This window comes from Psychrobacter vallis (assembly GCF_904846715.1).
GTDB classification, from domain to species: domain Bacteria; phylum Pseudomonadota; class Gammaproteobacteria; order Pseudomonadales; family Moraxellaceae; genus Psychrobacter; species Psychrobacter vallis.
The window spans coordinates 274,800-301,525 of sequence record NZ_CAJHBU010000002.1; the positions used below are offsets into that span (position 1 = coordinate 274,800).

A 26,726-nucleotide genomic window follows, 5' to 3' on the forward strand; every position below is an offset into this window, starting at 1 on the left:
TTATTGACTGAAAGCTTTTAGCTCTTCTACAATTTCAAAATCGACTATGACTTCGTCATCATCTTCTAATACAGGCGCATCGACGTTTTCATATGCCCAATCGTTAATAGTTTCAATGGCGCCATTTATCATTAGGTTAAGCGACTCGCACAATACGTTAACAGCTTCACGTTGCCATACCTCAGCATTAATAAGCTGATGATATAATTGGCTATGACTACTATCTAAGCCATCTATAGTCGGCTTATTATCTGAGTTTTCAATAGGTACATTACTCTGCTGGTCAGTCGCCGTCTGATTACTTATCTCTAAGGTTTCATTTTCTTCTGACTCATCCTCTACGGCAAAAATACTGCTTAGCATAGCTTTAGCTACTGCTGTCTCGCGTTCATGTAGGGCTAATAGTTCGGCGTCAAAACTAAATAAGGTGCTGTTTTTACTGCTATTACCTTTTGCTTGGAACGCATTATTTATGCCCGTGTTTACTTGTTTATTCGTCGTCAGCTGATGGATAGCACTAGTCACTAACGTTTTATCTAAACCTAAAGCTTGATATAACTTTTCGATCTGTTTAATTTGACTAGGTTCGATATTACCATTCGCTAAGGCAACGGTAATAATGAAACGGCTGATAAAACCAATGTATTGCTCATCAAGAGTAGCCAATGTTGACTTTAGGCCCGCCATATTTGCTGGAGTGTTTAATTGCCATAACAAATAAGCTCTAAGCGAGTCTTTTTCAATAGTGCTCAGCTGACTGTCTTCATTGAGCAGCGTTAATAAGGTGTCCACTTCCCTTTTATCAACATAGCCATTAATAGTCGCTACCATAGCGCCCAGCCTCATGGCTAAACCGACTTGATAGAAAGATGAACTAGGATTAAATTCTTCACTAAACCCATCATGACCACCAGCAAATAACACAGCGTAACCATCTGATTGCAAGCGCGTCTGATGATAACGTTGGTCAGGGGCAATACCAAAACCGGCAAGCTCTAGCAGATTAATGATCAGCTCGTTTTGTTTTTTACTCAGCGCTTTGTTAGCTGTTGATAGCAAAGGCTCGTTTAAATATGACCATAGCTCTTTAGTCGTTGTCAGCCCTTCATTATTTTCTATAACAGATTCAGCCCATCTCTTAAATTTTTCAATGACAGGGTAACGGCTGTTATGAAGTAAAGGTTTTGGCAGTAGCATGATAGCGACAACGTCATCAGCCGAGCTGCCCTCTTTACCCAAATAACGACTGTAAGCATCTAAAGCGTCATTGCACTGCTCAGCGATATTTATAAGCTTTTTAACAGGTGCCCGTAAGACGCTAGGATCTGGTAGATCATCAAGGGTAAGCTCTACACTAATAATAGAGCGACTGGCAGCATTATAGCTAAGCTTGAGCCTCGTTTTATTAGCAGAAACTAAAAATCCGTTTGAATTATCTTCATGATATAGAGTTTGGAATAACGCTTTAAACTCAGTCTCGCAGCGCTTGGCAGGAGTTTTAAAGTTGTATTCATTAGAATAGACAAGCCACTCCCACGCTAATAGTGCAGGAATAGGCAGTTGCAACGCTACTATCTTTGCCAAACGCATCTTAAATTCTAAGTTTTGGCCAGTTACGGGTGGCGGTAGTAAATGCCCAGTCTGCGCTTCATCTTCAAACAATAATGAGCGAATAAGAGTCATAAATGCTAAAAAATGGGCTGAATAACTGTCGAAAGAAGCAGACTGACTGCCGTAGATACGATTGAGTCGTGTGATCTCTTCATAGATAGCTATAAACTCAGCGTCAGAGACGATATCGTCGTTAATGTGCTCAATAATACGACGTTCAAAACCACCAAAATAAATGAATATATAACCAATAGGAGTACTTGGATAGGCGCGATTTGAGGCTAGCCAATCAAGATAGGCTCCTCGGCACTTAGAGGATAAGCGCTCATAACTGGGCCAGTAACCAAGAGAGTCATCCTGATGAATTTGTGAGGTACTATGGATCATTTTAGAAGAGCTAGCAGACAAGCTATCATCGAGTAGTGACGGTTCACACCCAAACCCCGTTAGCATTTCCAGCTGGCCACCAAAATAATAAAAACCGCGCTTAATAGAGCGTCCGTTAATATTCAAAGTTTCGTTTTCTTTGATCCAGCGTCCTAGCTGTTTATTGGATGAAATATTCGAAGCGTTAGATTTAGCAGATGAGATAATAAATGACGCAAACTCATCGCTATCGTCATTTTGAATAGAACGGCTGTCTCTACGAAAGTTATGAGAATTGTCAGGCTTGATATCAGGGGGTAATTCTATAAAGGTGGGCTTCGCTGTTTTATTACCTTGAGCGTCGGCATCATATTTTTGTTTAAAAAGTGCCTTTACGTCTGCAATAAAATTCTTCATCAATGATAATATCCATGCTAATTAATATCAAAGTTGTTATAAAAAAGCATATAACTAACATTCATTCTAACAACAAACGTGCATTTTTTAATATTTATTTATTAAAATAAGCAACTTATCACCACCACACTGGTTCATCACTTTCTTTAGTAGGTTTTTTAACCGTCTCAACAGTTACCTTGTCAGCAGACAGCTCTGCAATAAAACGGGACACTTTATCAAAGTAACCTGAATAACTAGAAAAATAATCTGGTGCCGTTAAAAACAGTCGGTTCTTCGCGCGGCTACAAGCAACATAAAACAGCTTACGCTCTTCCTCCAATGCTTCAAAATCACTTAATGAGCGATAATGCGGCATCATGCCATCGACTAAGGAGTTGACGAACACCACTGGCCATTCAAGTCCTTTTGCACTATGAATGGTAGAAATGGTTAATTTATCATCGTCTTCCCCTTCTGCCTCACCTGACGTGGCGACCGAATCATTGGGCGGATCGAGAGCCAATTTTTCCAAAAAATCATCAAGATTGTCATGCTCTGCCGCTAAGTTTGTAAGAACACGAAAATCCTCGCTACGCTCTCGCCAGTTGTCTTCATTGATTTTTAGAACAGGAATATAAAACTCAAGAATCAGCTCGATAACTTGTTCAACGGTATCCGCGCGGCTTGCTTTGCTCAGCAATTCATACAATAGCGCAAGTTGTGTGCTTTTTTTGGCAAATTTTGCCGTCAGTAGTGGCGCAAAAGAATTATTGTCGGCGGTAATCGCTTGCGTTAAGCGAGTTGCAGTCACTGCGCCTACACCTTTAAACAAAGTCAAAATCCGATGCCAAGCAATGGTATCGTTGGGGTTATAGAGTATTTTGACAAATGCTAATACATCTTTGATATGACGCCTTTCAATGAACTTAAGACCGCCGACGACAATAAACGGAATGCGGCGCTCCATAAATTCCAGCTGGATATAATTGGACTGAAAAGACGTGCGGCACAATACCGCAAAATCCTTGTAGTCATACTCTGACTTTAACGCGATGATTTTATCAGCGATATATTTTGCTTCTTTGCTTTCATTACTTGAGCGGCAAAATGTTGGCGTTATCCCTTCTACTACTGAGCCGGAATACAACTGCTTTTGATAACCTAACGTGATTTGATCTGACAAAGCGTTAATATAATTTAAAACAGCGGGCGTACTACGATAATTTTGCTCAAGCTTGATAAGCTTGGCATTAGGGTATGTCTCACCAAACAAAAGAATGTTTTCGTAATTGGCACCGCGAAAGGCGTAGATACTTTGATTGTCATCGCCAACCACCATCAGCGAGACCGATTCAGGAGCGCAAATGAGATCAATCAGTGCTTTTTGCGGGATATTGGTGTCTTGATATTCATCCACCATAATATAACGATATTGGTTTTGTAGGAGCTGACGAAACTTATCGTTCGTTTTTAGGTGCCGTACGACTTGACCAATAATGTCGTCAAAATCGTATAAGTGATTGATGCGTTTGTATTCGTGAAAATCAATCGCCAATTTTTCTATTGCAGGTATGTGTATGGCAATATCAGGATAACTACTTTCAATCAACTCACGGAGTTGAATACGCCGATTTCTAGAAGTAGAGAATATTTTTTGCAAGGTTTTTTTGCGCGGAAAAGCTTGACTGGTGATATTGATTGCGTATTTTTTCTCTTTATTAATCAAGTCTATGGCGTCTTCACTATCGCCCGTATCCAAAATAGTAAATCTTGGATTGATACCAAGCAGTCCGGAGTATTGACGCAGCAGCATGGTACAAAACGAATGAAAAGTACCACTATTGATAGCATTGAGCGTTTTACTGTCTTTTTCGCCATCTGTGTCACTCGCTAATCTGCTTGCCAGCAACGTCTTAGCACGCCCTTTAATTTCATTGGCAGCTTTACGAGTAAAGGTTAGCAGCAAAATCTCTTTGGGCGGCACACCATTTTCTATCAAATAACTAGTGCGATAGGTCAGCGTTTTGGTTTTACCAGAACCCGCGCCTGCAATCACAAGTACCTTACCGTCAATGGTTGTCGCAGCCAAAAGCTGATCGGCGTTTAGCTCACTGGCGTAATCCACTTCCAATGCTAAGCTGTCAAGCCGCTGATTGAGTAACTCAGCATCCGCCTTTATCAAATTGGCTTCGAGTTTTGCAATCGCCTGCTCAAGACGCGCAAGCTTGGGTTTCATCTCGATAAAGTTTTGTGGATAATTATAACGGCGTGTCTCAAAAATCGTAGAGGTCATTTTACAATCTTGCCTTTAATAAGGGTTGTCGCGCAATCAATCATTAGATTAAAGCAGGTGAATAGCCATTTAACATAAGCAATAAGTCGTAGCTTATCATAATTGTGACAGTACTAAACCTTACTGAGACTGAGTCGTGAAAATCCAAGTATCTAGCATATAGCCAGCTGAAAATGAAAATGTTGCATCAATTTAAACGCGCTACTGGAAGAAATTTTACGCAGCCTCTGTCTGCGAAGGCACAGCACGCAAGTAACATTTATTCCAGTAGCGCTATCATATTTTTAAAGCGTCTCAACTATAACAACATCACCCCTATTGAGTGAAATTTGCTACAATATGCGCAATTTTGATTTACTATTTAACCAAGTTGTAGATCAACTGATTTTATTACTATATTGAGAGAACGTTATGGGTTTTAATTGCGGCATCGTCGGTCTACCAAACGTGGGTAAATCCACCCTGTTTAACGCCTTGACCAAAGCGGGTATCGCCGCTGAAAACTTTCCATTTTGTACCAAAGATCCCAATACAGGTATCGTTCCTGTGCCAGACCCACGCCTAAAGAAACTGGCTGATATCGTCAATCCTGAGCGTGTATTGCCAACGACGATGGAGTTCGTTGACATCGCAGGCTTGGTCGCTGGCGCGTCAAAAGGTGAAGGCATGGGCAATCAGTTCCTAGCCAATATTCGTGAGACTGATGCGATTGCGCATGTCGTACGCTGTTTTGATGATGACAACGTGGTACACGTCGATGGTCGCGTCAGCCCCATTGATGACATCGAAACCATCAACACCGAGTTGGCGTTGGCAGATTTGGAAGCGGTTGAGCGTGCTATCCTTAACTTAACCAAAAAAGCCAAAGGCGGCGATAAAGATGCGAGCGCCATGCTTGATGTGTTCAAAAAAATCGAACCACTATTGGCAGAAGGTAAAGCGGCTCGTGCAGCCAACCTTGATAGTGATGAGAAAAAACTCATCAGAAGTTATGGTCTAATTACCCTAAAGCCAACCATGTATATCGCCAACGTTGCTGAAGATGGTTTTGAAAATAACCCGTACCTCGACGCTGTCCGCGGTTATGCCACTGGTGAAGAGTCTATCGTCATCGCCCTCTGCAACCAAATCGAATCTGAAATCGCTCAACTTGATGAAGACGATAAGAAAGACTTTTTGGAAGATATGGGTATGGAAGAAGCGGGTCTCGATCAAGTGATTCGTGGTGGTTATGACTTACTTGATATGCAGACTTACTTTACTGCTGGGGTAAAAGAAGTGCGCGCATGGACCGTTGCTATTGGCGCTACTGCCCCGCAAGCAGCGGGCGTGATTCATACTGATTTTGAGCGCGGCTTTATTCGCGCCGAAGTCATCGCTTATGACGATTTTATTGAGCACAACGGTGAAAAAGGTGCGGCAGCTGCTGGCAAATCACGTCTAGAAGGCAAAACCTATATCGTCCAAGATGGCGATGTGATGCACTTTAGATTTAACGTGTAATACCACTGGCAGTTTGATGTAAAAAACCAATATAGAGCAATCTATGTTGGTTTTTTTTAAGACTAATATGTTATATTATAACGTAACTATTTACGCTTTTATTCTCACACTACTATCACTTTATATTTACAAAGGCATTTTTCATGATAACGCTTACTCGTACTCACTCTAAAACTGCTCTACTTTGCGTTGCTTTTCTATTGGCAGGCGCAGGTTGCCAACAACAAGCCGATACACCGCAACCAATTGATAATGAAGCTGCTGCAACTGACTCAACCACTGAGATGGCACATGATGCGCATGCAGATCATGATGCACACGAGCATGAAGAACAAGGACATGAAGAAGACGATCACGGGCATGAAGGCCATAATCACGCAGCAGCAGATATGACCACTTACACGTGTCAGCCGGAACAGATGATCGAAGCCCATTATGATACTGCAAATGGCGATCAAGCTGCTAACAGCGCCCATCTATTGATTGACGGGGTAGAATATGATCTGACTGCCATGACACCACCGGCAGGCAGTAATGGCTTTACTGCGTATGAGACGGATATTGGTATCAATAATGATGCAGGCATGAAATGGCAAGTCAGTACCGACACCAATAAGGCCATACTAAGTAATAAAACATTAGATGGTAGTATTGCTGAGAGTGCTGAAGCTGTATTGTTTGATTGCCAAAAAACAGATAGTTAATACTGCTCAATAAATACTTATCTGAAGCACTACTTTCTAAAAATCATCCAAAAAAAGTTGTCGCTGTCTGATCATCAAATAGGCAGCCACAACAGATGAACCGACACGACTATTTTGCTATGCTAAGAACAATATAACAAATACCGTCCGTTCATCATTGGGATCATAATAATAATGTCTAACCACCTATCATTCTCCTCTGCCACTACCCAGTGGTCACACTTGCTAAACGCCCAACGCCTCGGATCAGCCAAAAAACCCAAAACCGGTGAAACAGCACGCTCGCACTTTCATAAAGATTATGACAGACTGGTTTTTTCTCACTCCTTTCGGCAGCTCAACCAAAAGACACAAGTTCATCCATTAACCAATCAGCTCGGCATTCATACTCGCTTGACGCATTCGCTTGAAGTGTCTTGTATTGGTCGCTCTTTGGGAATGATGGCAGCAGAAAAACTCCATGACAAAATAGATAACGGTTTACCAGCGGGCATCTCGCCAGCCGACGTTGGAGTCATTGTACAAGCAGCATGCCTCGCACACGATATCGGCAATCCACCATTTGGTCATGCGGGAGAATATGCGATTCGTGATTGGTTCAGAAATCCTAACGCTCAGGCTGTTTTGCAAAACCTGAGCATCAATGAGCAATTAGACTTGCTGGCATACGAAGGCAATGCACAAGGATTTCGACTGTTAGCGCGCAATGAGCATCATCCTGATAAAGGCGGTATGCGTCTCACTTGTGCAACGCTGGGCGCTTTTATGAAATACCCTTGGCTGGCAACGCATAGCAATGATGTCAGTAATAATAGTCTAGACAGTAACGTGAATCTAAGCAGTGCCGTTAGTATAAACAGTAACGTGCAGAAATTTGGCTGTTTTGATAGTGAGTCAGCGCAGTTAGAAGCATTAGCAGCGACACTGCACTTACCTCGCTCAGAGCAGCACGACGGTTTTGCCCGTCATCCATTGGCTTATTTACTAGAAGCCGCAGACGACATCTGCTATGCCCTGATCGATTTAGAGGATGGCATCAATTTGAATATGCTGACCTATACCGATGTGGCCAGCATATTTTATGAGCTAATTGGCGAGCGTCCTAGTAGCATTCATGTACCAGCACACATGTCAGTGCGGCAGAGTCTCGCATCATTACGAGCGCGTGCCATGATGCGGTTGGTCAATACGGTCACTGATGCCTTTGTCGCAAATAATGATGCCATGCTGGCGGGCACACTACACGGCAGCTTATTTACTCATTGCGATACCAGTGTGCAAAACGGTATCAATCAAGCCAAGCAATTGGCACGTGAGCAAATATTCAATCACCCAAGTAAAGTAAGAATGGAGCTGATGGCCAATCAATGCTTGCATCGTCTGCTAGATGCTTTTATGCCGCTGGCGTGGACAGGTGGTCAAACAGCCTCCATGTCCTCCGTATCTATGTCCTTTGAGCAACAGCGTTTGCTAAGCTTATTGCAACCACATCTTTACGAACATCGCCGTGAGCTGGCAAATGACACCTATCTTAACATTCTGAATGTTTTGGATTTTATTACCGGTATGAATGACCATGAGGCTTATCGCTTGGCTCAGGAACTACAAGGGCATTGGGGGACGATGGTGTAGTCATATCAAACCTAAAAAATACAATTAACTGTGTCAAATTCGCTTAGCCTACAATACGTATAGTTAATCCTAAATAAAAAAGGCACAACCATTGTAACGCGCTGCTAGGATAATATTTTCTTGCTTGCTGTGCCTTCGCAGACAGAGGCTACGAAAAATTATCCCAGCAGCACTATATTTATTTTATAGTGAATTGACTGTAGCGATTGCACTCGTTTTCCTTCCTACTCTGATTTTTGGGATTGGTATAAATTCACCCAAGTTGCGTATTTCAGTCGTATTTTTACGCTGAAATGAGTATGATAAACCTCTATCGGATAATTTTGAACTATTATGAGCAGTCGCGAACAAAAGAAACTTCAGACTCGGCACGCTTTTTTTAATGCGGTGCTCGACTTGTGTATGACAGGGCAGTCATTTAGCTCTATCAGCTTAAGGCAGGTAACCCGCGAGGTTGGCGTTGTGCCGACAGCGTTTTATCGACATTTCAATGATATGGAATCGCTTGGGCGAGCATTGGTGGTAGAAGAGCTGGGCGGTACCTTGGCCATATTGAGCGATAGCTTACAGATTGGCCGCAAACGCAGCTTTGATCGCCAAATTGCCAAGAGTATTCAGCTGTTTCTATACATGGTCAGTGAGCAGCCTTATTACTGGCAGTTTTTGGTCAGTGAGCGTTATGGTGGCTCGGAAGCCGTGCGTAAGGCAATCAATGAGCTGGTCAAAAAACACGCGCAAAGCTTAGCTGACGATCTCGCGCTACAGCCAGCATTTACCCATATCAATGGCTACGATCGTCGTTTATTGGCTGAGGCTGGCGTCAATATGTTCTTTTCTTGGATTATCGATTGGCTGGAATTGACCTATACTGAAGACCATGACGATGAAATAGATTTGAATGAGATTGAAGAAAATAAGCAATTGATGCTACATAACTGTACCCGCCAAGCACAGATGCTGTTTTATGGCGCTTATAATTGGAAGTCTAGCGAAGAAACGCTCTTAAAAGATTAGAGCCCGTTTGATTGCTTATAATGAGTTCAGTATAGAAACGAGTCAGCGTAACTGGAATGAATTTTTTGCAGCCTCTGTCTGCGAAGGCACAGCAAGCGAGAAAAATTTATACCAGTTACGCATTAAAATATAATGTATCTGTTTTATTTGGAATCAACTTTATCAAAAACTGGGTCTGAACGCCCATAATCGCTGGGTGACCACTTTAACGTCCTTTGCTTTGTCGCTATTGCTCGCATCACCCAGAGTAGAATTATTGTTATTGGGATTACTGTTGTTAGGGTTATTACCGTTAGAGTTACTGTTACTTTCTGTCTCGGTAGCCGTTTTACGGATTAAAACCGTCGCAAAACGCTGTCTTGTTTGGTCACTATCTGCACTATCGGTCGCTGTAATAAGCGCCATAAAAGCCTGACTGTCAACGGCCAATAATGGTGTTAATGCCTTACGCTGCTCTTCATTTAGACTGCTCAATAGTGGCAATTGCCACATGTCATCGACAGAGGTTAACGCTTGCTTTTCACGTATAGCGACCAGCTCTTGCATCTGCTCGCCAGTGCCACCTTCTATCAAGGCAGCTAATAGGACTGGACTGGCTGTATTAACATTGATAGCTAGAAAGTAAGGCGTCGCTGTAATATAAGGACGAAGTGCCGCTAGTACATCAGCATCAATGCCTCGAATCTCTTGCAACTGATCGATACTTATAAAAGGCTGATTTGGTAATGTATTAGCGGCTATAGTATTCGACTGCTGAGTGTATACCACACTCTCATTACCACCATCTTCATGCACTTCACTGTCTGTATCTTGATAATCAAGTACCGCAATGGCAATTTCAGCGTCCAAATTCAACTGTGTCAAAAGCCGTTGAAATATGGCCAAAGCGGTCGTATCAACTGCCCCGTTTTGATATAAATTATTGATATTAAAGCGACTGGCCTCATCACGCAATTCGATGCTGATACTGTGTGTGCCGAAATTATAAGGCGGTATTGGCTGCGCCCAGATATCTTGCATGCTGTCCGTATCATTCAATTTATTATCAGCACGAATCATAGTAACGGCCAACTGCTGACCTGCATTGATATCTTGTAATAACTGATTTTGATCAAACAACAAACCACTGCGCCTAATAGCAATCTTTTGGCTGGCAAGCATCGCCCCTGCGACCACAGTAATACTGACCACCAATAGCAAGATAGTGAGTAGCGCCACCCCGCGCTGAGATCTGGCTATCATTGACATGCACAGCTTTTGTTATTGACCCAATGGTACATGCTCATGTCTACCTTATCGATTGCCATTTTCTGCACCATCGTTCGCAGTCTCGCCACCATTGGTGTTGTCATTATTGTTATTGCCATCATTATCGCCATTGCTATTAGGAATGTTTTGACTATTGTTGCGTGGTATTGGTTGCGGGGCAAGCGCCCACTGCCACGTGATGGGCATGTCTTGATAAGTGAATTTGACAGCGATGCCTTTTGGTAACAAAACTACTTTAGGCTGCGCGTTTTCTGGATTGACCGTTTGTCCAAAAGTGGGATTTGTAGTGCTATTATTGCTTTCTGCGTTGGGGAACGTGGTGCTCAACTCTGGTAAATAGGCTTGCCAACGCCCAGCGCTAACACCTTCAAGCAACACACTGTCTAAACTGACGCTATCGCGCCCACCATCCACGCTGCTATATTGACGGCGAATTAAACGCTCATCGGCAAAAATATATTCGATATGCTGCACGCTTTGGCTACTTTGATAACGTGGATCAGGATCAGCAAAGCGTACAAAGCTGACGTGCTCACCATCCAAACTCAAAAAAGGCTCAGGTGCTATCTCGTTTGCTTGATTACTATTGCTTGTATTGCCATTTGTACTGGTACTTGCCGCATTATTTTTTTGCGTAGCGGCTGCTTGATAAGGAATAATCTGCCCCATATCTTGCTGCAATTGCAGATACGCATATTGTAATACCGCTAAATTGTCAGCATGGAATTGCGCCCGTTCACGAGCACGATTGACACTATCAAACACTTGCCAACCCGCCACTGCCAACATGGCAAATATAGCCATCGCAACCATCAGCTCAAGCAGAGTAAATCCATACTGCGGCCTCACAAACGATCTCCCGTTTGCCCTGCGATACCTGCGCCCAAACCACCCAAATCTAAACTGCCAATATCCTGCTCGGGATTGCTCAATATCACATCGATATCCGTCACTGCGTTGCGCGTCTGTCCATCTATAATAGGTGCAACGGTAATGTTTACTTCTTTTAATGCTGGTGTCATCGCCTCGCTGACCGTCATCACCACTTGCCAATCACGCCCTTGAGCATTGATCGTTTGCGTCCGTTTGGCTGTCAGCCATGTATCTTGAATACGCAAATCGGCCGCAGCGTTTTGGGCAACAAAGTGTGCGAGCGTACGAGTGCGCAATACATCGACTGAGCTAAGATAAGCACTACTTGCACGGCTAGCAGCGACGGCAACCACTGCCAAAATGGCCAAAGCTACCATCACCTCAATCAAGGTAAAGCCCCCTTCACGCTTAGACTGAGAAAACACAGGCGCAGCAGAAGTCGTCAGCGACTTAGAAGAAATAGTCATCAACTACGACCCCTGTCCTATCATCATACTACCATCGGGCATGATCATAATGACCTCACCGACCAAACGCGAGTTATGAATCACTTCAATGGTCACGGGTGTCGCTTGCCCTGTCCCAAACCATAGCACCTGCGGCACGGTTTGGTCGGTAAACCAAGGCTGTAGCGTTTGGCTCTGTACCGCATTTACTGTGTTACCAGACTCCAAGCTTTGCACCCGCAAACTGACACCAGCAGGCAGTTCAGGCAAGCTAACCTCTGGCTCAATATCCCAGCTCGGCGTGGGTTGTTCGCTAGTAACGCCTGACATACCTGTCAGATCTGCAGACAACTCCATGGCATTTTTGGGGCGACTATTCATACTATCTGATGAGCTATCAGCAGTTTGATAAGCAATATAAGGATTGGATAAGGTAACAATCACTGGCGCTACTTGACCTTGCTTATCCGCTTGTAGACTCAAACCCATGGGCTGCATACGCTCCGCTGATAACAGTCGAACGTAACTTAATGAATCGGTCAAGTGTTCATAAAACGCGCGGTTTTTGCGAGACTCACTACTGCCGACCGACAAGCTCATCATGCCAGCAAATATAGACAAAATAACCACCACCACCACAATTTCAACGAGAGTAAAACCCGTTTGTGAGTGAGAAATGCTTGGTGAGTTAACACTTGATAGGTTAAAAGAGGAAGCCTGAATATTTTTTAACGAGGAAACTTCACTGCAACAATGACGAAATGGCGGATTGATATCTGTCTGATTGTATAGCGAATGTCGATTGATTGCGCTGAGATGGCAACTGGCCGCTGAGCTGGACTGAATCTTGGCAGTGACCGGCATGTTGCACCTATAAGCCTATCATTGGCTTGTCATATGTGAGGTAGTATCGTGAGCTTTCAAAAATATAAAAAATAGCATTAAACAGGTTGCCATCTAGATAATGGCAACGCAGGTTTTCATAAAAGCCTACTATTATAAAAATTGTCTAAAAAACATCCTAATAATTGGTATTACGATGTTCTTCTGATTCAGTATCGATTTGCTCTACTAATTCTTGCATATCCTCATCCATCACCTCATCCTCAGCGGCAGGATAATGGCTCGGCAGCTCTAGCATTTGCTGAACGAAAGCATATCGCAAGGTATCGCGGCGACCCAAATAGCGCTGATAAAAACTTGAATTCAACAGCCCTGCACCGCCTTGACCCATCGCCCAAATAGAAGACAAATAATCACGCGTGCTCAAACTGCTGTGTTCATCTTTTAGATAAGCACTGATAATATCAATCAAACGCTTCATACGCTGACGGCGAATATCATACAACTCACCAAATAAGCGATTGAGACCCGTCACCGACGCCGCCAAACGCTCTTCGATTTGATTGAGTAACATCGCTTTTTGTGGATTAAATAGCTGTTGAAAAATCATACGAGCCACGCCTGCCGATGGACAATCGTCAATACGATTGATCTCAAATAACTGTTCTTCGTAACGAATAATAATACGTAAATACAGCTCATCTTTACTGGAGAAATGCTTATACAGCGTGCCTTTAGCCAAATCAAGCTGGTCTGCCAAACTGTCTAAGGTGATATCACCATCGCCCGACTCGAGTAGCAATTGCTCTGCCATCGCCAAGATATTTTCTTCTCGTGCCTTAAATTGATGCTGACGACTCATAGTCTCTCCTAAAACCTGACAAGATTAAGCATATGACCATCGTTGATATTGGTATGTCGGCAACTGGCCTATGAGGCTATAAACCATCTGGCCGAAAAACAACGAAGAATATGCTGGCGTGTGCTAAATAGTCATTGAGAATCATAGGATTACGTTTGGTATTTAAACCCTTTAATACGTAACGCCACAAGGCTATCTCGTAAATGACTGACTGGTCATAGCATAACCATTTTAATCATACTGTGCCAGTAAATTTTCAAAGTTTTTTGCCGTTAGCGCACCAACCTCATCGCTACTACAGCCATACATACCTGCGATATGACTGGCGACGTAAGGTACATATGCAGGCTCATTTGGTCTGCCGCGTTTCGGTACAGGCGCTAAATAAGGACTGTCCGTTTCAATCAATATTCTGTCTCTGGGCATTTTTTGCGCAGTATCTTGAATCATCTGCGCGCTTTTAAAGCTGACAATACCCGAAAATGAAATATAAAACCCGAGATCTAACGCGCGCTTGGCGGTATCCCAATCTTCGGTAAAGCAGTGGATAATGCCATGCTCAGCACCTTCACTTTTTAGAATATCAATCGTATCTTCTTTGGCGTCACGCATATGTATCACGAGTGGCTTTTTCAAGCTTTGGCTAGCGTGGATATGACGGGCAAGGCTGGCTTGTTGCGCTTTTTTATTCTCAGTTGACCAATAATAATCCAGCCCCGTCTCCCCTATTGCCCATACATGATCGGCACGGGCCGTTTCTATCAGTCGCTCAACAGTGGCTGATTGCAAGACTTGAATATCTTCACACGGATGAATGCCCACACTCATGCCTAAGTTTAGCGTTTCATCACCATAGGTGCTGACGATACTGGCAATCTCATCATATTCGGAAAAATCACACATAATCGCCATGGCACGGCTGACATTGGCTTCTTTCATAGCGGCAATCGCGCCGGACAATTCACCATCATACTTGGTTAAATCTAAACGGTTCAGATGGCAATGGCTATCAGTAAACATATAAATCTCAGTAATAAAAGTGGATAGACAAAATTAAAAATTGAATGAAGCATTAAATCTCATAATACACACATCACTTTAATGCAGCGGTACTACTCGCATCACTTCTTCTATGGTGGTGACTCCTTCACTAATGCGCTTTGCCCCAGATAGGCGCAAAGGCTGCACACCTTCTCGGTACGCTTGCTGCTTCAGTACGTCTAAATTTGCGTCTGCGGCGACCAATTTTTTTAACTCATTGGATAAAGGCATAATTTCATAGAGACCAACGCGCCCTTGATAACCAGTATGGCGACAATGCTCACAGCCCTGTGCCGTATAAATTTGTGCAGGCACAGGCGCGCGCCACGGTTGCACCAACTCTTGCCACTGAATGGCTATTTCACTGTCAGGCGTTATATCAATCGCCTTTTTACAATGGGGGCACAATGTCCGTAATAGACGCTGCGCCATTACGCCCAGTATGGTGGCCGATGTCAAAAATGGCTGAATGCCCAAATCATGCAAACGAGTGATTGAGCTTGGGGCATCATTGGTATGCAAGGTCGATAGCACCAAGTGTCCTGTAAGTGATGCTTGCACTGCCATATTCGCTGTTTCGGCATCACGAATTTCACCCACCATAATGATATCAGGGTCTTGACGCATTAATGAGCGAATACCATCCGCAAAATGCAAATCAACACCTGGATTGACTTGCATTTGATTAAAGGCCGGCTCAATCATCTCGATAGGATCTTCAATGGTACAGACATTCACTTGCTCAGTGGCCAACTGTTTGAGCGTACTATATAAGGTAGTGGTCTTACCTGAGCCAGTTGGCCCTGTGACCAAAATAATACCATTTGGATGGGCGGTCAACTCATGCCACGTTTCAAGCTGCTTGCCAGACAAGCCAAGCTGCGCAAAGGAGCGTACCAGCACCTCAGGGTCAAACACACGCATGACCAGCTTTTCACCAAAAGCAGTGGGCATTGTAGACAGTCGTAACTCGGTCTCTAGCCCTTTTGGGGTACGGGTTTTTAGGCGACCATCTTGCGGCTTGCGTTTTTCGGCGACATTGAGTCGTCCTAAAATTTTAATACGCGCCGTCACCGCTACTATAATCGCTAACGGCATCTCATAAACCGTATGGAGAACGCCATCAATACGAAAACGCACTTTGCCAGTCTCACGCCGTGGCTCTAGATGAATGTCACTGGCGCGCTGCTCAAAAGCGTATTGCAATAGCCAATCAACGACTCTGACGATGTGTTGATCATTGGCATCAGGATTGGTATTGTCACCCAGCTGCAATAGTGCTTCGACATTGGTGACATCAGCCGCCGCGCGTTTATGGACACTATTTGCCCCTGCAATCGCTTGCGTGACTTGATAGAACTCTCGTCGATAGCGATTGATCTGTTCAGGATTGATATAAACCGTACGATAACTTTTAGATTTTATTAACTTTTCGATATTGGCTTGCCAGTCTGTATAAAACGGTTGGTCTGTACCGATGACCACTTCGTCTATCTTCACTTCAATTGGCAAAATATGCTGCGAGCGCGCATATTCAAAGGACATCAGCTGTGTGACGGCTGGCACATCGACTTTTAATGGGTCAATACGAACCAGCGACATACCGGCTTTGGCAGCAAGCCATTGATTCAGCCATGCTATCGTCAGTTTGGTCTCAGGATTATTATCAAGCGCATGACCATTCGGCAAACCAAACTCACTAATGGTGAGTAATGGATGCTGCGCTTTATCACGACGGCTCGTAACCACTAGATTGTAGCCACGCTGATCAATCACCTTATCTGCCAATAACTCATCTAGGCACCAACGCAAATCAATCACTATCGAATACTTATGAGCAGACATATTGTTCTTCTTTTATGATTGGTGAAAATTAAAATACTACCTCTTAAAACACGGTCTCTTAAAATACAGTCTCTTAAAATACAGTCTCTTAAAATACAGTCTCTTAAAATACAGTCTCTTAAAATACAGTCTCGTTGGTATAATTAGGTCGCCAAAAAAGAGAGTCAACAATACTGGGATAAATTTTTTAACTCACTTCTACAATGGCGATTATCTGTAGCTGTCCTGATTCTATCAATTGAAAGCTCACATCCACCGACTTATAGCGCATCACAAACGGTATTTTTATGTCATGACGGCGATAGGCAGGACGCGGGTCTTGCGCGATTAATGCTTTGATAACATCGATATCAGAAACGAGCAATTGACTTTGAGTCTTATAAATCAGCGCAGCTACCGTAGTAGGTTCTGTATCAGCATTCTTACTATCACTTCTGTGCAACTGCCGTATATTGACTAGAGTCATAAATTGCTCATAAGCAGACTCAGTGATAGTCACATCTAAAGACACTGGAGCCGCTTGCGCAAAGCCACTCGCTGCATCGATAATCGCATCACTATAAGCCACATAGGGTTTGATATCGATAATTGGTGTGCCATCTATCATATCTGCTCCGCTAATAATAAGTAAAACACGCCCTTGTACGATCTCGATACGTTCAAGCTTAACGACCGACAATCCCAACGCCGAAGGACGATACATACTACGACTGGCGAACACCCCTATTCTCTGATTACCGCCCAATCTTGGCGGTCGCACTTGCGGACGAAAACCATTATCCGCTTGATTGATAGAATTTTCTTTATTGATATAGTTCTGATGAAACTGCCAACTGATCCAGATATCACTAAACTCATTCAAACCTATAAAAGCAGCTGGCGTATCATAAGGCGCTCGCATCTCAATAACACTAGTCAATGCTACCAAATTGGGTTGTCTTGGCGCACCAAATTTCTGTGAAAGTGGGGCGCGATGGTAGCCAATAATTGGCGCACAATGATAATTATCCCGAGACGCATTTTCGTCGCCCATAAATCCACTCCATTAATGACAAACTGCTCTGATAAAATAGTTCTATCCAATCTTACAAAATTACTCGCTAACGATATTCCATTTTATCATGCTGCATCGTCGCTGCTTGTCAGATTTTTATTTTAAAGTTTGATATGATGAGCGAGCAATTCGATGATAGCCTTTTGAGTTCATACACTATCTTACCTTCCTATAGACTTTCAAGGCATCTATATGTACTTATCACATCGGATAAAATGTTAGAATAGCGCTCAGTTTTTGACTAATGCACACAGCTCATTATCAAGCGCTTACCAAATTGATGTTTCAAAAATAATATTTCAGACAAGCATCAAGGCTCAGAGACGTTTTTGTCATTTTTAATCTATTATTGAAAATATTGAGTTGATACTCATCTAAACTTAACGATACAGATAACCACTTATTAACGAGGACTTTATGTCAAAACTTCGCACCGAAACGGTCACAGAGGTTCATCATTGGAATGACTCTCTATTTAGCATCAAAACCACTCGTGATGACGGCTTGCGTTTTCGTAATGGCGAGTTTGCAATGATTGGAATCGTTGTCGATGGCAGGCCTCTATTGCGCGCTTACTCGATTGCTAGCCCAAACTATGAAGATCATTTAGAATTCTTCTCTATTAAAGTGCCAGACGGCCCATTAACTTCACGCTTGCAGCACATCAAAGTAGGCGATGAATTGTTAGTGAGCAAAAAACCGACAGGGACACTCGTGCTAGATGATCTGCTACCGGGCAAACACCTCTACATGCTCTCAACAGGAACTGGAATGGCGCCCTTCTTAGCACTGGCACGTGACCCTGAAGTCTATGAGCGTTTTGAAAAAATCATTTTGGTTCATGGTGTACGCCATGCGGAAGACTTGGCTTATCGTGATATGTTCGAGAACGAGCTACCAAATGACGAAATATTTGGAGAATGGTATCGCGAAAAATTTATCTACTACCCTACCGTCACTCGTGAAGAATTTAGAAATCAGGGCCGTGTGACTGATTTAATGAAGTCAGGCAAACTTTTTGAAGACATTGGATTGCCACCGATAAACAAAGACGATGACCGCGTGATGATATGCGGTAGCATGCCCTTCAACGCAGAAGTCTCGGCGATTTTAGATGACTTTGGCTTGACCGTTTCACCGCGTATGGGTGTACAAGCGGATTATGCAGTTGAGCGTGCCTTTGTCGGCTAGATAGATCTAATTGCTTTAATCGAAAATAATTTGAAATAATTCTTGACGGCTAAAAATAGGCTGCTATAATACGCAGCCTATACAGAGTTAACCCTGTAGCCCAATTCGGTAATATCTATCTAATAGACATTATCTTCTAACATGCCAGTGTGATGGAATTGGTAGACATGACGGATTCAAAATCCGTTGCCTTTAAAGCGTGTCGGTTCGAGTCCGACCACTGGTACCAATACATAGTTCTATACTATCTTATAGAGCCTCTAAAGCCCCTGATATCAGGGGCTTTGTTGTATCTGGCGTTCTATACTGTCCTGCTCTATCTATCCCAATCCATGCATCTGATGTACACTACTATGTACACTGGTTTTTAAATGTACATTGGGGTGTCAGTTATGGAAGCACGCAAACCTATCAGCTCCGACCGTAGCATCAGTAGTCATAAAGCTAATGACAAAGAATATCTGGTCTCTGTCAAAAACTATCCCATGCTTTATCTCATGGTCAGACCTAATAACACTTTATGGGAAAGAACATGGCATGCAATATAGTCAGGTTCATATAAAAAACATTCATCCCAGTAGCGAGTCATAATAAGAGTATTTTTGGTTTAGATTGATTGATTAAGTAAAACCCTAATCAGTATGCCGCTGCTTTATACTGGTTAGGCAGTTTTAGGGACAATAATGCCGCGATTGCCACAAACAAACTCGATATCCAAAGACAAGCCTCTAAGCCAAATTCTTGGTATACCCAACCTGACAACACCGTGCCAATCAATCTGCCCATCGCATTTGCCATGTAATAAAACCCGACATCAAGTGACACGCCATCACTATCAGCGTAGCTGACGATGAGGTAGCTGTGTAATGAGGAATTGACGGCGAAAACCACGCCAAATATCAGTAACCCAACCATAACTGATGTTTGTATATAAAAATCAAAATATAAAGCCAGCGCGATTGCTGCCGGAATAAATGTCAAATAGCTTGCCCACAAAAAGGCCGCTTTACCCGTTGGCAGCACGCCTTTTTTCTTGCCTGTAAAATAAGGTGCAACCGACTGAACGATGCCATAACCGATGACCCAGCTTGCCATAAAGCTACCCACCCACCAGTGACTCCAGTTAAAGGTCGCCGCCAAAAACACGGGCAAAGCCACGACAAACCACACGTCTCTCGCCCCAAACAAAAACATGCGGGCAGCGGAGAGGGTATTGATAGCAGGGCTTTTAGAAAAAATATCTTTAAATTTAGGCTTGTTAGTGGCTTTGCCAATGTCTTCTTTTAACACCACCAAGCTAAATACCCAAACGATGGCCAATAGTGATGCCATCAGTATCATAGCGCCTTTAAAGCCAATCAAAGTCAGTAGCAAACCACCAATAAAAAAGCCCACGCCTTTTAGCGCGTTTTTAGAGCCTGTGAGTATCGCCACCCATTGATAGAGTTTGCTTTCAGCATCTTTTGGTACCAATAATTTGATGGCGCTTTTGGCACTCATTTTGTTTAAGTCTTTGGCGATACCTGAGAGCGCTTGGGCGATCATCACATAAACCACAGTCAACATATCAGCAGGCACAGCGAGCATGGCGAGGGCGATTACCTGGATAGCCAAACCAATATTCATGGTTTTATTTAGCCCAAGACTGGTGCCAAGCCAGCCACCAACCAGATTGGTGATAACGCCAAAAATCTCATAAAACAAAAACAGCATGGCGATACTTAACGGGCTATAGCCTAACTGATAAAAATGCAGCACGACGAGCATGCGTAGGGCGCCATCCGTTAAGGTGAACGCCCAATAGTTGCCAGTGATGACCAGATACTGTTTAACTTGTGTCGATAAGTCCTTGACGGATAGCAGTCCCATGATTAACCCTTATCTGCTAGACCAACCATCTGTACCAATTCAGCCGTTCTGTTGGCGTAACCCCACTCGTTGTCGTACCAAACGTAGAGCTTGACTTGCGTGTCGTTGACGACCATCGTCGATAGCGCATCAACGATGCTTGAACGTGGATCGGTTTTGTAATCAATCGATACCAGTGGACGTGTCTCAAAGCCCAATATGTCTTTTAGCTCATTTTCAGACGCCTGTTTGAGCAGTTCGTTGACTTCTTCTACGGTAGTGCCACGCGCCACTTCAAACACACAATCGGTCAGCGAGGCGTTGGCTAAAGGCACGCGAATGGCATGACCGTTTAGCTTGCCTTTTAGCTCAGGGAAAATATGAGTGATGGCGGTTGCAGAGCCTGTCGTGGTCGGAATCAGGCTCATACCGCAAGCACGCGCTCGGCGTAAGTCTTTATGCGGGGCATCCAATATCGTCTGGGTGTTGGTGATGTCATGAATGGTGGTCATCGAGCCATGCTTGATGCCTATTTTTTCGTGCATCACTTTGACCACAGGTGCTAGGCAGTTGGTGGTACAAGATGCCGCAGTCACAATGGGATAGATGTCTTTGTCGTATAGATGTTCATTCACGCCCATGACGATGTTTAATACGCCTTCTTCTTTGACAGGGGCGGTAACGACCACGCGTTTGACCCCTTGGTCTAAGTAGGCTTGCAGCAAGGCTTTGGTTTTTATCTTGCCTGAGGCTTCTATGACCACGTCGCACATCGACCAGTCGGTGTCTTTGGTCGCTTTGTTTTGCGTACAAGGAATGGCTTTGCCATTGATAATCATGGACGTGCCTTCGTGATTGGCTTCGTGATGCCAGCGACCATGCACAGAGTCAAACGTCATCAAATGAGCAAGCGTCTTAGCGTCGCCCGCAGGATCATTGATGTGGACGATCTCGATGTCATCCCAGTCAAATGCGGCGCGCATCGTTAAACGTCCCATACGCCCAAAACCGTTAATACCGACTTTAATAGCCATAAAGTTGTCCTTTGTTTTGTCTAAGTGTTATCAGAAAAAATGGTTAAGTTTGTTTAAATGCTCAGTTTTCTTTAAATGTTAGTTATTGATTATTTACAAAAGCTGTCTTTGTCTGGTCTGTTTTGCATCGCATCCAACCGCCCGATCTCACGCTCAATCAGAGAAGTGTTATTTTCTGTGGTTTGTGCAACTACGGTCTTTGCCCATAACGGCAGCTCCGGATTGATGCGATAAAACACCCACTGGCCGTGTTTTCGATCAGTGATGACGTTTGCCTTTTTTAACACAGCAAGATTGCGTGAGATTTTGGGCTGACTGTCCTCCTCCAATGCTTCCATTAATTCACAAACACACAGCTCACCATGATATTCGATCAGCATCAATGCTTTGAGTCGAACGTCATCAGTCAGGCTTTTGTAAAAGGTAATGGGATCAAAATCAGGCAACACCATGTCTTCTTTACTGACAGCAGGTGTATTGACAGCAGTCTTTGTGCGGTTATGTTTTTCTACAGCAAGAAACATCGTTAAACGATTGCTTAATTCACTTAATGTACTGGTAAATGGATGGCTGCCAGTGCGAGACTTGGGGTCGGGAATATCCCAAGCCAGTTGCTTGGCTGTATTGGGATAGCTTCTGCATTCGGTGCTGGCTTTTTCACACAAGGTAATGACGTAATCAAAGTATTGACCGTCAAACTCGTCGACGTGTTTGGATCTTAGTTCACTGGTATCGAAATCAAACTTTTCCAACGCTTGTATGGTTCGTTCATCGACTTCCCCTTTCTCTATACCTGCGCTGTAAACATCGTAGACATCACCAGCTTTGTACTTCAATAATGTTTCAGCCATTTGTGATCTGGCTGAGTTACTGGTACAAAGAAACAGCACCTTTTTCTTATTTGTATTTTCCATCACTATTCCTATTGAAGAAGACTTTACATACGAAATATTATATATACAATATTTCGTATGTAAAGGTTTTTTAAGTTTATTATTAAATCATAGTTAGTGAAATTATGTTTTAGGGCGTTGCAATACTGTTTGCATAATAAGCTTGGCTCATATATTCATTAGCATTTGGCATTGACGGTATTTGATAAGCGTTTAAGCAGAATATATGCTCGATTGATACCTAGAGAGCCAAAAGGTAAGCCCAAATACAAGCAATCAATTTTTCTGGTAGCAGAAACTGAGGACCGTTATGTCAACTCAGGCACACAAATCTATATTGAGCTGGCTGAAGTGGCTGACACTAGCTGGGTAACACGTGAGCCACCATTGTTTTTAGCTGATGATGTCGATGGCCATGTATTGTTTGAAAGAGCAACAGCACGTATTACTGGCAGCAGTAATGATGATCCTGTAGAAAGTATCGGTGATATCGTCATGGTGCCACCAGTCAAAGCAGCACGTGACAAAGGCATCTTACATTCAGTACCCATGTTCCGTAAGTTTACTGAACAAGGCGTGATTTGGGACGATGGTCATGAAGAACAAGTAGATGCCATTATTTGGTGTATTGGGTTTAAACCAAATCTTGACCATCTAGCACCTTTAAATGTTCTCGAAGCGGATGGAACAGTACAGGTCAAACAAGGACAAGCAGTCAAAGAGCCACGGCTATGGTTTTTTGGCTATGGCGACTGGGCAAGTCCAGGCTCGCCCACGCTGATCGGTGCTGGACGCAGTGCTAGAGAGAATGTTCCAGCCTTGCTAAATTTTTTGCAAAAAGATGCTTAAATAGCGTGACTGTTTTAATTAACTGTACAAATATAATGTTGGCATAATGCGATCAAACAAACTCTGCGAATAGCTCTTTCATCTTTACTTTCACCTTATAATGTTAATAACCATCCAGCAGCGCCGCAACTTATAACGACCAGCCAAGCAGGTAATTTCCAGAATATTAAAGCAACCAATGCGATCAATGCCAGACCAAAATCTTTTGCTTCAAGGATAGCGCTTGTCCATACAGGTTGATAAAGCGCTGCCAGTAGCAAACCGACGACTGCTGCATTGATACCCGACAGAGCAGCTCGTGTCCGCAAATTTTGGCGTAGACCCTCCCAAAATGGCAGGGCACCCATAACCAATAAAAATGATGGCGCAAAGATGGCAATTAAGCAAATCATACCGCCCAACCAGCCACTAGGCACTTCATTCATCGAACTGCCAAGAAACGCGGAGAAGGTGAATAAAGGGCCTGGTACTGCTTGCGTGGCTCCGTAACCTGCCAAGAAAGTATCATTACTCACCCAACCTGCTGGAACAACCTCAGCTTGTAATAATGGTAACACCACGTGCCCGCCACCAAAAACGAGCGATCCGGCACGAAAGAAGGTATCTACCATAGAGAGCGTATGGGTTGGATATAATGTGGCCAGTAGCGGTAAGCCGATGAGCAGTGAAAAAAATAAGAACAACCAGAATAAACCCACTCGACGTCTGACAGTAATAGGCAGAGGATCATGAGCAATCGTTTTTTCAGGTTTGAACAATATCAGTCCAATAATGGCGGCAATAACAATGACGCTAACTTGGCCTAATGCAGAGGGCACTAAAAGTACAAAGCAAGCGGCCAGCGCCATGATAGAGACTCGTGCAACATCAGTGCAGAGATTTCGCCCCATACCCCATACTGCTTGTGCCACCACAGCCACTGCCGCTACTTTTAAACCGTGCAGTACGCCAGATGGGATAATCTCTCCATAACTGGTAATACCTATGGCAAATAGGATTAACGCTATGGCAGAGGGTAAGGTAAAACCAGCCCAAGCCGCAAGAGCGCCAGCATATCCTGATCGAGATAAGCCTATGGCAATACCAACTTGGCTGCTTGCTGGTCCTGGCAAAAACTGACAAAGCGCCACTAAGTCAGCATAGCTGTTCTCAGTTAGCCATTTGCGCCGTGTCACAAACTCATCCCGAAAATAGCCCAAATGAGCGACAGGACCACCAAACGAAGTTAAACCCAATCTAAGGAAAACAAGAAAGACGGTCCACACTGATTTGCTTTCAACCTTATGATTATTATGCTTTGCCACAAATTGCTCTCCTCGGCAGAATATATTTGCTAAATTATCGAGTTTCCATAATTTAGCTGAGTTGTGTAAGTCAACGTGGCTTGTTTTTACACCGGTATTGTTAGCTCTAGTCGTGTCAGAGAGTATATTTACTATAAGAAAACGTTTGGTGTAATTTAAAAAAGAATCGTGACGTTTTGGACAATCATCACTACGCCACTAACGACCATTAATAGGATCAGCATTACTCTAAACTGCTTAACATTCATACCTGTTAAAAAACGCTTACCAATAATGTTGCCAACTATGGCACCAAGCCCTAACGCAAAACCATAAATCCAAAGATTGACGGTCAATACACCAAAAAAAGTATAACTGCCAATCTGAGCGAGTCCTACAAAGAAGGAATTGGCTGTTTTGGTAGCGACTAAATCCTCTTTTTTTAGTCCCGTATTCATATAGAAGGGATTGAGTACAGGACCCAAACCACCGACAAGCGTGCTAATGAATGCAGTGATAAAACCTAAAGGCACAAAACCCAATTTAGGCATATCAAACGACTTTTCCACTTTGCCAAAACGATACTGAGAGACGGTAGATATCAAAAACGCACCAACTAATAACTGAATCCAGCTGCCATCAAGACGGCTAAATAATAATGCAGCTAACCACGCCCCAACAATAGCGCTTGGTACGTAATACTTTATTAGCGACCATTCGATATGATGCCAAAATAAATAAAGACGCGAAGGACGGCTAATAAAATTACCCAAATTAATAACTGGTGGCGCAGCTGAGGTTCCTATCAGCGCCGAGGTAACAGGTATGAGCAAAAGCGCACCGCCACCTCCTGATATGGTGGAAATCACAAAAGCAATCATACCTGCCAAAAACAGCCCTGCAAGATGCCAACTAGGAATTGCTTGTAAAATATCGAACACGGTTAAGCTCCAATATTAACAGAAGGAGTCAGCACTCTTTTAGAGCTATATTTTATCTAAAGTCACAATAAAATACAGCTCTAAAACATCACCTGAAGCTGTCTATTAGTAGCTATAGTCAGCTTAATATAAAAGTGTTATGGCTAGGGCAAATATCATAAAACAATTTAGACAAGTCATTCTCCATCCAGCCTTGTCGTAGAAACTTTACCTGAGCCCACTTCTTTTCAATGAGATTCAGATCAGGACTATAGGGCGGCCTAACTACTATTATTGCTACATAAAAAATGAGCGAGACAATCACTGTTCTCGCTTATTTTACGTCTAATCATATGAGGCGCATGAGCGTTTGTATCAACCTAGATTTATTAAGGTCAGAAGGCTTTTATTTGCTCATGATGAGTATGTAAAATAGTTATCGTTACATCCAATCCAATAATTATCAATCTTTGCGGCTATGTTTTGGTTTAAAGGGTTTAGAGAATTGCAGAATGATGAAACCAACGACAGACAGTATAGTGGCAATTTCATAGCGAGCGTAGGCGACAGAGTCACCGATAGCCGCTGTGTTCCATAGCCCAGCAGCGGTTGCCGTGCCCTTTGCGCCATCCTCGTTTTTGAAAATAGTCCCGCCACCAATAAAACCCATCCCCGTAATGATTCCGTACATAATTCTAGCTTCCGCGTCAGAGCCTTAATAGATATCCATACCTACCAACATAAAGGCACATGAAGCAATAGTCACTAAAAGAAAGGTTTTTAGCCCAGTACCATTGTCTTCAAGTTCACGGTTAAGGGCAATTGGTAGCGACAGCAAAAAAGCAATGCCTAACTGAAGTCCGTGGTAGAAAAAAATTTTAAACTAATATCAAATTCAAAGATAATTTTCGTCTGTTAAGATGAGTAATAAGTAAGTAATGAGAATATATTTT

At 43.2% G+C, this 26,726-nt stretch carries 23 protein-coding genes, 1 tRNA gene and 1 pseudogene; 8 read left to right on the forward strand and 17 right to left on the reverse strand.

The annotated features are described in order from the left end of the window. Both JMY02_RS02465 and JMY02_RS02470 read right to left on the reverse strand, forming a co-directional pair. A complete protein-coding gene (locus tag JMY02_RS02465) occupies nucleotides 1–2,394 on the reverse strand; it encodes a tellurite resistance TerB family protein (protein WP_201594824.1) in 2,394 nt (797 codons plus the stop codon). Between the two features lie 118 nt (nucleotides 2,395–2,512). Further along, nucleotides 2,513–4,669 carry an ATP-dependent helicase gene (locus tag JMY02_RS02470; protein WP_201594826.1) on the reverse strand — a complete coding sequence of 719 codons (2,157 nt, stop codon included), beginning with the start codon at nucleotides 4,667–4,669 and terminating at the stop codon, nucleotides 2,513–2,515. A 411-nt stretch (nucleotides 4,670–5,080) separates the two neighbouring features. On the opposite strand from JMY02_RS02470, the gene ychF reads away from it, so the two are divergent. The 4 genes from ychF to JMY02_RS02490 all read left to right on the forward strand — a co-directional run bounded on the left by ychF (nucleotide 5,081) and on the right by JMY02_RS02490 (nucleotide 9,522). Continuing rightward, a complete protein-coding gene (gene ychF / locus JMY02_RS02475) occupies nucleotides 5,081–6,172 on the forward strand; it encodes a redox-regulated ATPase YchF (RefSeq protein ID WP_201594828.1) in 1,092 nt (363 codons plus the stop codon). A 143-nt stretch (nucleotides 6,173–6,315) separates the two neighbouring features. After that, on the forward strand, nucleotides 6,316–6,876 hold the full coding sequence (locus JMY02_RS02480; RefSeq protein WP_201594830.1) for a hypothetical protein: 561 nt from the start codon (nucleotides 6,316–6,318) through the stop codon (nucleotides 6,874–6,876). Nucleotides 6,877–7,050: 174 nt separating this feature from the next. After that, complete coding sequence (locus tag JMY02_RS02485; protein WP_201594832.1) at nucleotides 7,051–8,508, forward strand: deoxyguanosinetriphosphate triphosphohydrolase; 1,458 nt, start codon at nucleotides 7,051–7,053, stop codon at nucleotides 8,506–8,508. 333 nt (nucleotides 8,509–8,841) lie between these two features. Beyond that, nucleotides 8,842–9,522, forward strand: coding sequence for a TetR family transcriptional regulator (locus JMY02_RS02490; RefSeq protein WP_021814832.1), 681 nt, complete (start codon nucleotides 8,842–8,844; stop codon nucleotides 9,520–9,522). 162 nt (nucleotides 9,523–9,684) lie between these two features. Here JMY02_RS02490 and gspK read toward each other — a convergent pair whose 3' ends face one another. The 9 genes from gspK to tsaA form a co-directional block, all read right to left on the reverse strand. Next, entirely contained in the window at nucleotides 9,685–10,764 is a 1,080-nt protein-coding gene (gene gspK / locus JMY02_RS02495) for a type II secretion system minor pseudopilin GspK (RefSeq protein WP_201594834.1), read from the reverse strand. Between the two features lie 51 nt (nucleotides 10,765–10,815). Then, nucleotides 10,816–11,640 (reverse strand): type II secretion system minor pseudopilin GspJ, encoded by an 825-nt coding sequence (gspJ, locus tag JMY02_RS02500; RefSeq protein ID WP_201594836.1) that lies wholly within the window; start codon nucleotides 11,638–11,640, stop codon nucleotides 10,816–10,818. Then, nucleotides 11,637–12,131 (reverse strand): type II secretion system minor pseudopilin GspI, encoded by a 495-nt coding sequence (gene gspI / locus JMY02_RS02505; RefSeq protein ID WP_201594838.1) that lies wholly within the window; start codon nucleotides 12,129–12,131, stop codon nucleotides 11,637–11,639. Before gspI ends, gspJ begins: the two co-directional genes overlap by 4 nt. Before the next feature lie 3 nt (nucleotides 12,132–12,134). Further along, nucleotides 12,135–12,974 (reverse strand): prepilin-type N-terminal cleavage/methylation domain-containing protein, encoded by an 840-nt coding sequence (locus tag JMY02_RS02510; RefSeq protein ID WP_201594840.1) that lies wholly within the window; start codon nucleotides 12,972–12,974, stop codon nucleotides 12,135–12,137. 157 nt (nucleotides 12,975–13,131) lie between these two features. Next, nucleotides 13,132–13,815 carry a TetR/AcrR family transcriptional regulator gene (locus tag JMY02_RS02515; RefSeq protein ID WP_021814837.1) on the reverse strand — a complete coding sequence of 228 codons (684 nt, stop codon included), beginning with the start codon at nucleotides 13,813–13,815 and terminating at the stop codon, nucleotides 13,132–13,134. A gap of 231 nt (nucleotides 13,816–14,046) precedes the next feature. Continuing rightward, nucleotides 14,047–14,835, reverse strand: coding sequence for a TatD family hydrolase (locus JMY02_RS02520; RefSeq protein WP_201594842.1), 789 nt, complete (start codon nucleotides 14,833–14,835; stop codon nucleotides 14,047–14,049). A gap of 78 nt (nucleotides 14,836–14,913) precedes the next feature. Continuing rightward, nucleotides 14,914–16,701: a GspE/PulE family protein gene (locus tag JMY02_RS02525; RefSeq protein ID WP_201594844.1), complete on the reverse strand. Its 1,788-nt coding sequence runs from the start codon at nucleotides 16,699–16,701 to the stop codon at nucleotides 14,914–14,916. Continuing rightward, nucleotides 16,677–16,826 carry a hypothetical protein gene (locus tag JMY02_RS13780; protein WP_201594894.1) on the reverse strand — a complete coding sequence of 50 codons (150 nt, stop codon included), beginning with the start codon at nucleotides 16,824–16,826 and terminating at the stop codon, nucleotides 16,677–16,679. The genes JMY02_RS02525 and JMY02_RS13780 overlap by 25 nt, the downstream gene beginning before the upstream one ends. 62 nt (nucleotides 16,827–16,888) lie before the next feature. Then, nucleotides 16,889–17,734: a tRNA (N6-threonylcarbamoyladenosine(37)-N6)-methyltransferase TrmO gene (tsaA, locus tag JMY02_RS02535; protein ID WP_201594846.1), complete on the reverse strand. Its 846-nt coding sequence runs from the start codon at nucleotides 17,732–17,734 to the stop codon at nucleotides 16,889–16,891. 438 nt (nucleotides 17,735–18,172) lie between these two features. On the opposite strand from tsaA, the gene JMY02_RS02540 reads away from it, so the two are divergent. The 3 genes from JMY02_RS02540 (at nucleotide 18,173) to JMY02_RS02550 (ending at nucleotide 19,494) form a co-directional block, all read left to right on the forward strand. Continuing rightward, nucleotides 18,173–18,946, forward strand: coding sequence for a ferredoxin--NADP reductase (locus tag JMY02_RS02540; protein WP_201594848.1), 774 nt, complete (start codon nucleotides 18,173–18,175; stop codon nucleotides 18,944–18,946). 143 nt (nucleotides 18,947–19,089) lie between these two features. After that, nucleotides 19,090–19,175, forward strand: a tRNA-Leu gene (locus JMY02_RS02545). Nucleotides 19,176–19,338: 163 nt separating this feature from the next. Continuing rightward, the gene (locus tag JMY02_RS02550; RefSeq protein WP_201594900.1) at nucleotides 19,339–19,494 is read left to right on the forward strand and encodes a hypothetical protein; all 156 of its coding nucleotides are present in this window, start codon (nucleotides 19,339–19,341) and stop codon (nucleotides 19,492–19,494) included. Nucleotides 19,495–19,582: 88 nt separating this feature from the next. Here the strand turns inward: JMY02_RS02550 and arsJ are convergent, their stop codons facing one another. The 3 genes from arsJ to JMY02_RS02565 all read right to left on the reverse strand — a co-directional run bounded on the left by arsJ (nucleotide 19,583) and on the right by JMY02_RS02565 (nucleotide 22,742). Beyond that, nucleotides 19,583–20,815 carry an organoarsenical effux MFS transporter ArsJ gene (arsJ, locus tag JMY02_RS02555; protein ID WP_227678378.1) on the reverse strand — a complete coding sequence of 411 codons (1,233 nt, stop codon included), beginning with the start codon at nucleotides 20,813–20,815 and terminating at the stop codon, nucleotides 19,583–19,585. 2 nt (nucleotides 20,816–20,817) lie between these two features. Further along, nucleotides 20,818–21,828 (reverse strand): ArsJ-associated glyceraldehyde-3-phosphate dehydrogenase, encoded by a 1,011-nt coding sequence (locus tag JMY02_RS02560; protein ID WP_201594850.1) that lies wholly within the window; start codon nucleotides 21,826–21,828, stop codon nucleotides 20,818–20,820. A gap of 89 nt (nucleotides 21,829–21,917) precedes the next feature. Then, entirely contained in the window at nucleotides 21,918–22,742 is an 825-nt protein-coding gene (locus JMY02_RS02565) for a metalloregulator ArsR/SmtB family transcription factor (protein WP_201594852.1), read from the reverse strand. Between the two features lie 171 nt (nucleotides 22,743–22,913). On the opposite strand from JMY02_RS02565, the gene JMY02_RS02570 reads away from it, so the two are divergent. Continuing rightward, entirely contained in the window at nucleotides 22,914–23,570 is a 657-nt protein-coding gene (locus tag JMY02_RS02570) for an NAD(P)/FAD-dependent oxidoreductase (protein WP_201594854.1), read from the forward strand. A 95-nt stretch (nucleotides 23,571–23,665) separates the two neighbouring features. Here JMY02_RS02570 and chrA read toward each other — a convergent pair whose 3' ends face one another. The 3 genes and pseudogenes from chrA to JMY02_RS02585 form a co-directional block, all read right to left on the reverse strand. Continuing rightward, a complete protein-coding gene (chrA, locus tag JMY02_RS02575) occupies nucleotides 23,666–24,874 on the reverse strand; it encodes a chromate efflux transporter (protein ID WP_201594856.1) in 1,209 nt (402 codons plus the stop codon). A gap of 155 nt (nucleotides 24,875–25,029) precedes the next feature. Further along, the gene (locus JMY02_RS02580; RefSeq protein ID WP_227678379.1) at nucleotides 25,030–25,794 is read right to left on the reverse strand and encodes a sulfite exporter TauE/SafE family protein; all 765 of its coding nucleotides are present in this window, start codon (nucleotides 25,792–25,794) and stop codon (nucleotides 25,030–25,032) included. Between the two features lie 442 nt (nucleotides 25,795–26,236). After that, nucleotides 26,237–26,611: pseudogene (locus tag JMY02_RS02585) on the reverse strand (MgtC/SapB family protein). Nucleotides 26,612–26,726 lie beyond the last annotated feature (115 nt).

Coding starts and splice junctions, on each gene's coding strand:
- arsJ (WP_227678378.1), bottom strand. CDS start 20,815: ATGGGACTGCTATCCGTCAAGGACTTATCGACACAAGTTAAACAGTAT.
- JMY02_RS02525 (WP_201594844.1), bottom strand. CDS start 16,701: ATGTCTGCTCATAAGTATTCGATAGTGATTGATTTGCGTTGGTGCCTA.
- JMY02_RS02550 (WP_201594900.1), top strand. CDS start 19,339: ATGGAAGCACGCAAACCTATCAGCTCCGACCGTAGCATCAGTAGTCAT.
- gspK (WP_201594834.1), bottom strand. CDS start 10,764: ATGATAGCCAGATCTCAGCGCGGGGTGGCGCTACTCACTATCTTGCTA.
- JMY02_RS02480 (WP_201594830.1), top strand. CDS start 6,316: ATGATAACGCTTACTCGTACTCACTCTAAAACTGCTCTACTTTGCGTT.
- gspI (WP_201594838.1), bottom strand. CDS start 12,131: ATGACTATTTCTTCTAAGTCGCTGACGACTTCTGCTGCGCCTGTGTTT.
- JMY02_RS02465 (WP_201594824.1), bottom strand. CDS start 2,394: ATGAAGAATTTTATTGCAGACGTAAAGGCACTTTTTAAACAAAAATAT.
- ychF (WP_201594828.1), top strand. CDS start 5,081: ATGGGTTTTAATTGCGGCATCGTCGGTCTACCAAACGTGGGTAAATCC.
- JMY02_RS02560 (WP_201594850.1), bottom strand. CDS start 21,828: ATGGCTATTAAAGTCGGTATTAACGGTTTTGGGCGTATGGGACGTTTA.
- tsaA (WP_201594846.1), bottom strand. CDS start 17,734: ATGGGCGACGAAAATGCGTCTCGGGATAATTATCATTGTGCGCCAATT.
- JMY02_RS02485 (WP_201594832.1), top strand. CDS start 7,051: ATGTCTAACCACCTATCATTCTCCTCTGCCACTACCCAGTGGTCACAC.
- JMY02_RS02520 (WP_201594842.1), bottom strand. CDS start 14,835: ATGTTTACTGATAGCCATTGCCATCTGAACCGTTTAGATTTAACCAAG.
- JMY02_RS02490 (WP_021814832.1), top strand. CDS start 8,842: ATGAGCAGTCGCGAACAAAAGAAACTTCAGACTCGGCACGCTTTTTTT.
- JMY02_RS02540 (WP_201594848.1), top strand. CDS start 18,173: ATGTCAAAACTTCGCACCGAAACGGTCACAGAGGTTCATCATTGGAAT.
- JMY02_RS02470 (WP_201594826.1), bottom strand. CDS start 4,669: ATGACCTCTACGATTTTTGAGACACGCCGTTATAATTATCCACAAAAC.
- JMY02_RS02515 (WP_021814837.1), bottom strand. CDS start 13,815: ATGAGTCGTCAGCATCAATTTAAGGCACGAGAAGAAAATATCTTGGCG.
- JMY02_RS02565 (WP_201594852.1), bottom strand. CDS start 22,742: ATGGAAAATACAAATAAGAAAAAGGTGCTGTTTCTTTGTACCAGTAAC.
- JMY02_RS02510 (WP_201594840.1), bottom strand. CDS start 12,974: ATGCCGGTCACTGCCAAGATTCAGTCCAGCTCAGCGGCCAGTTGCCAT.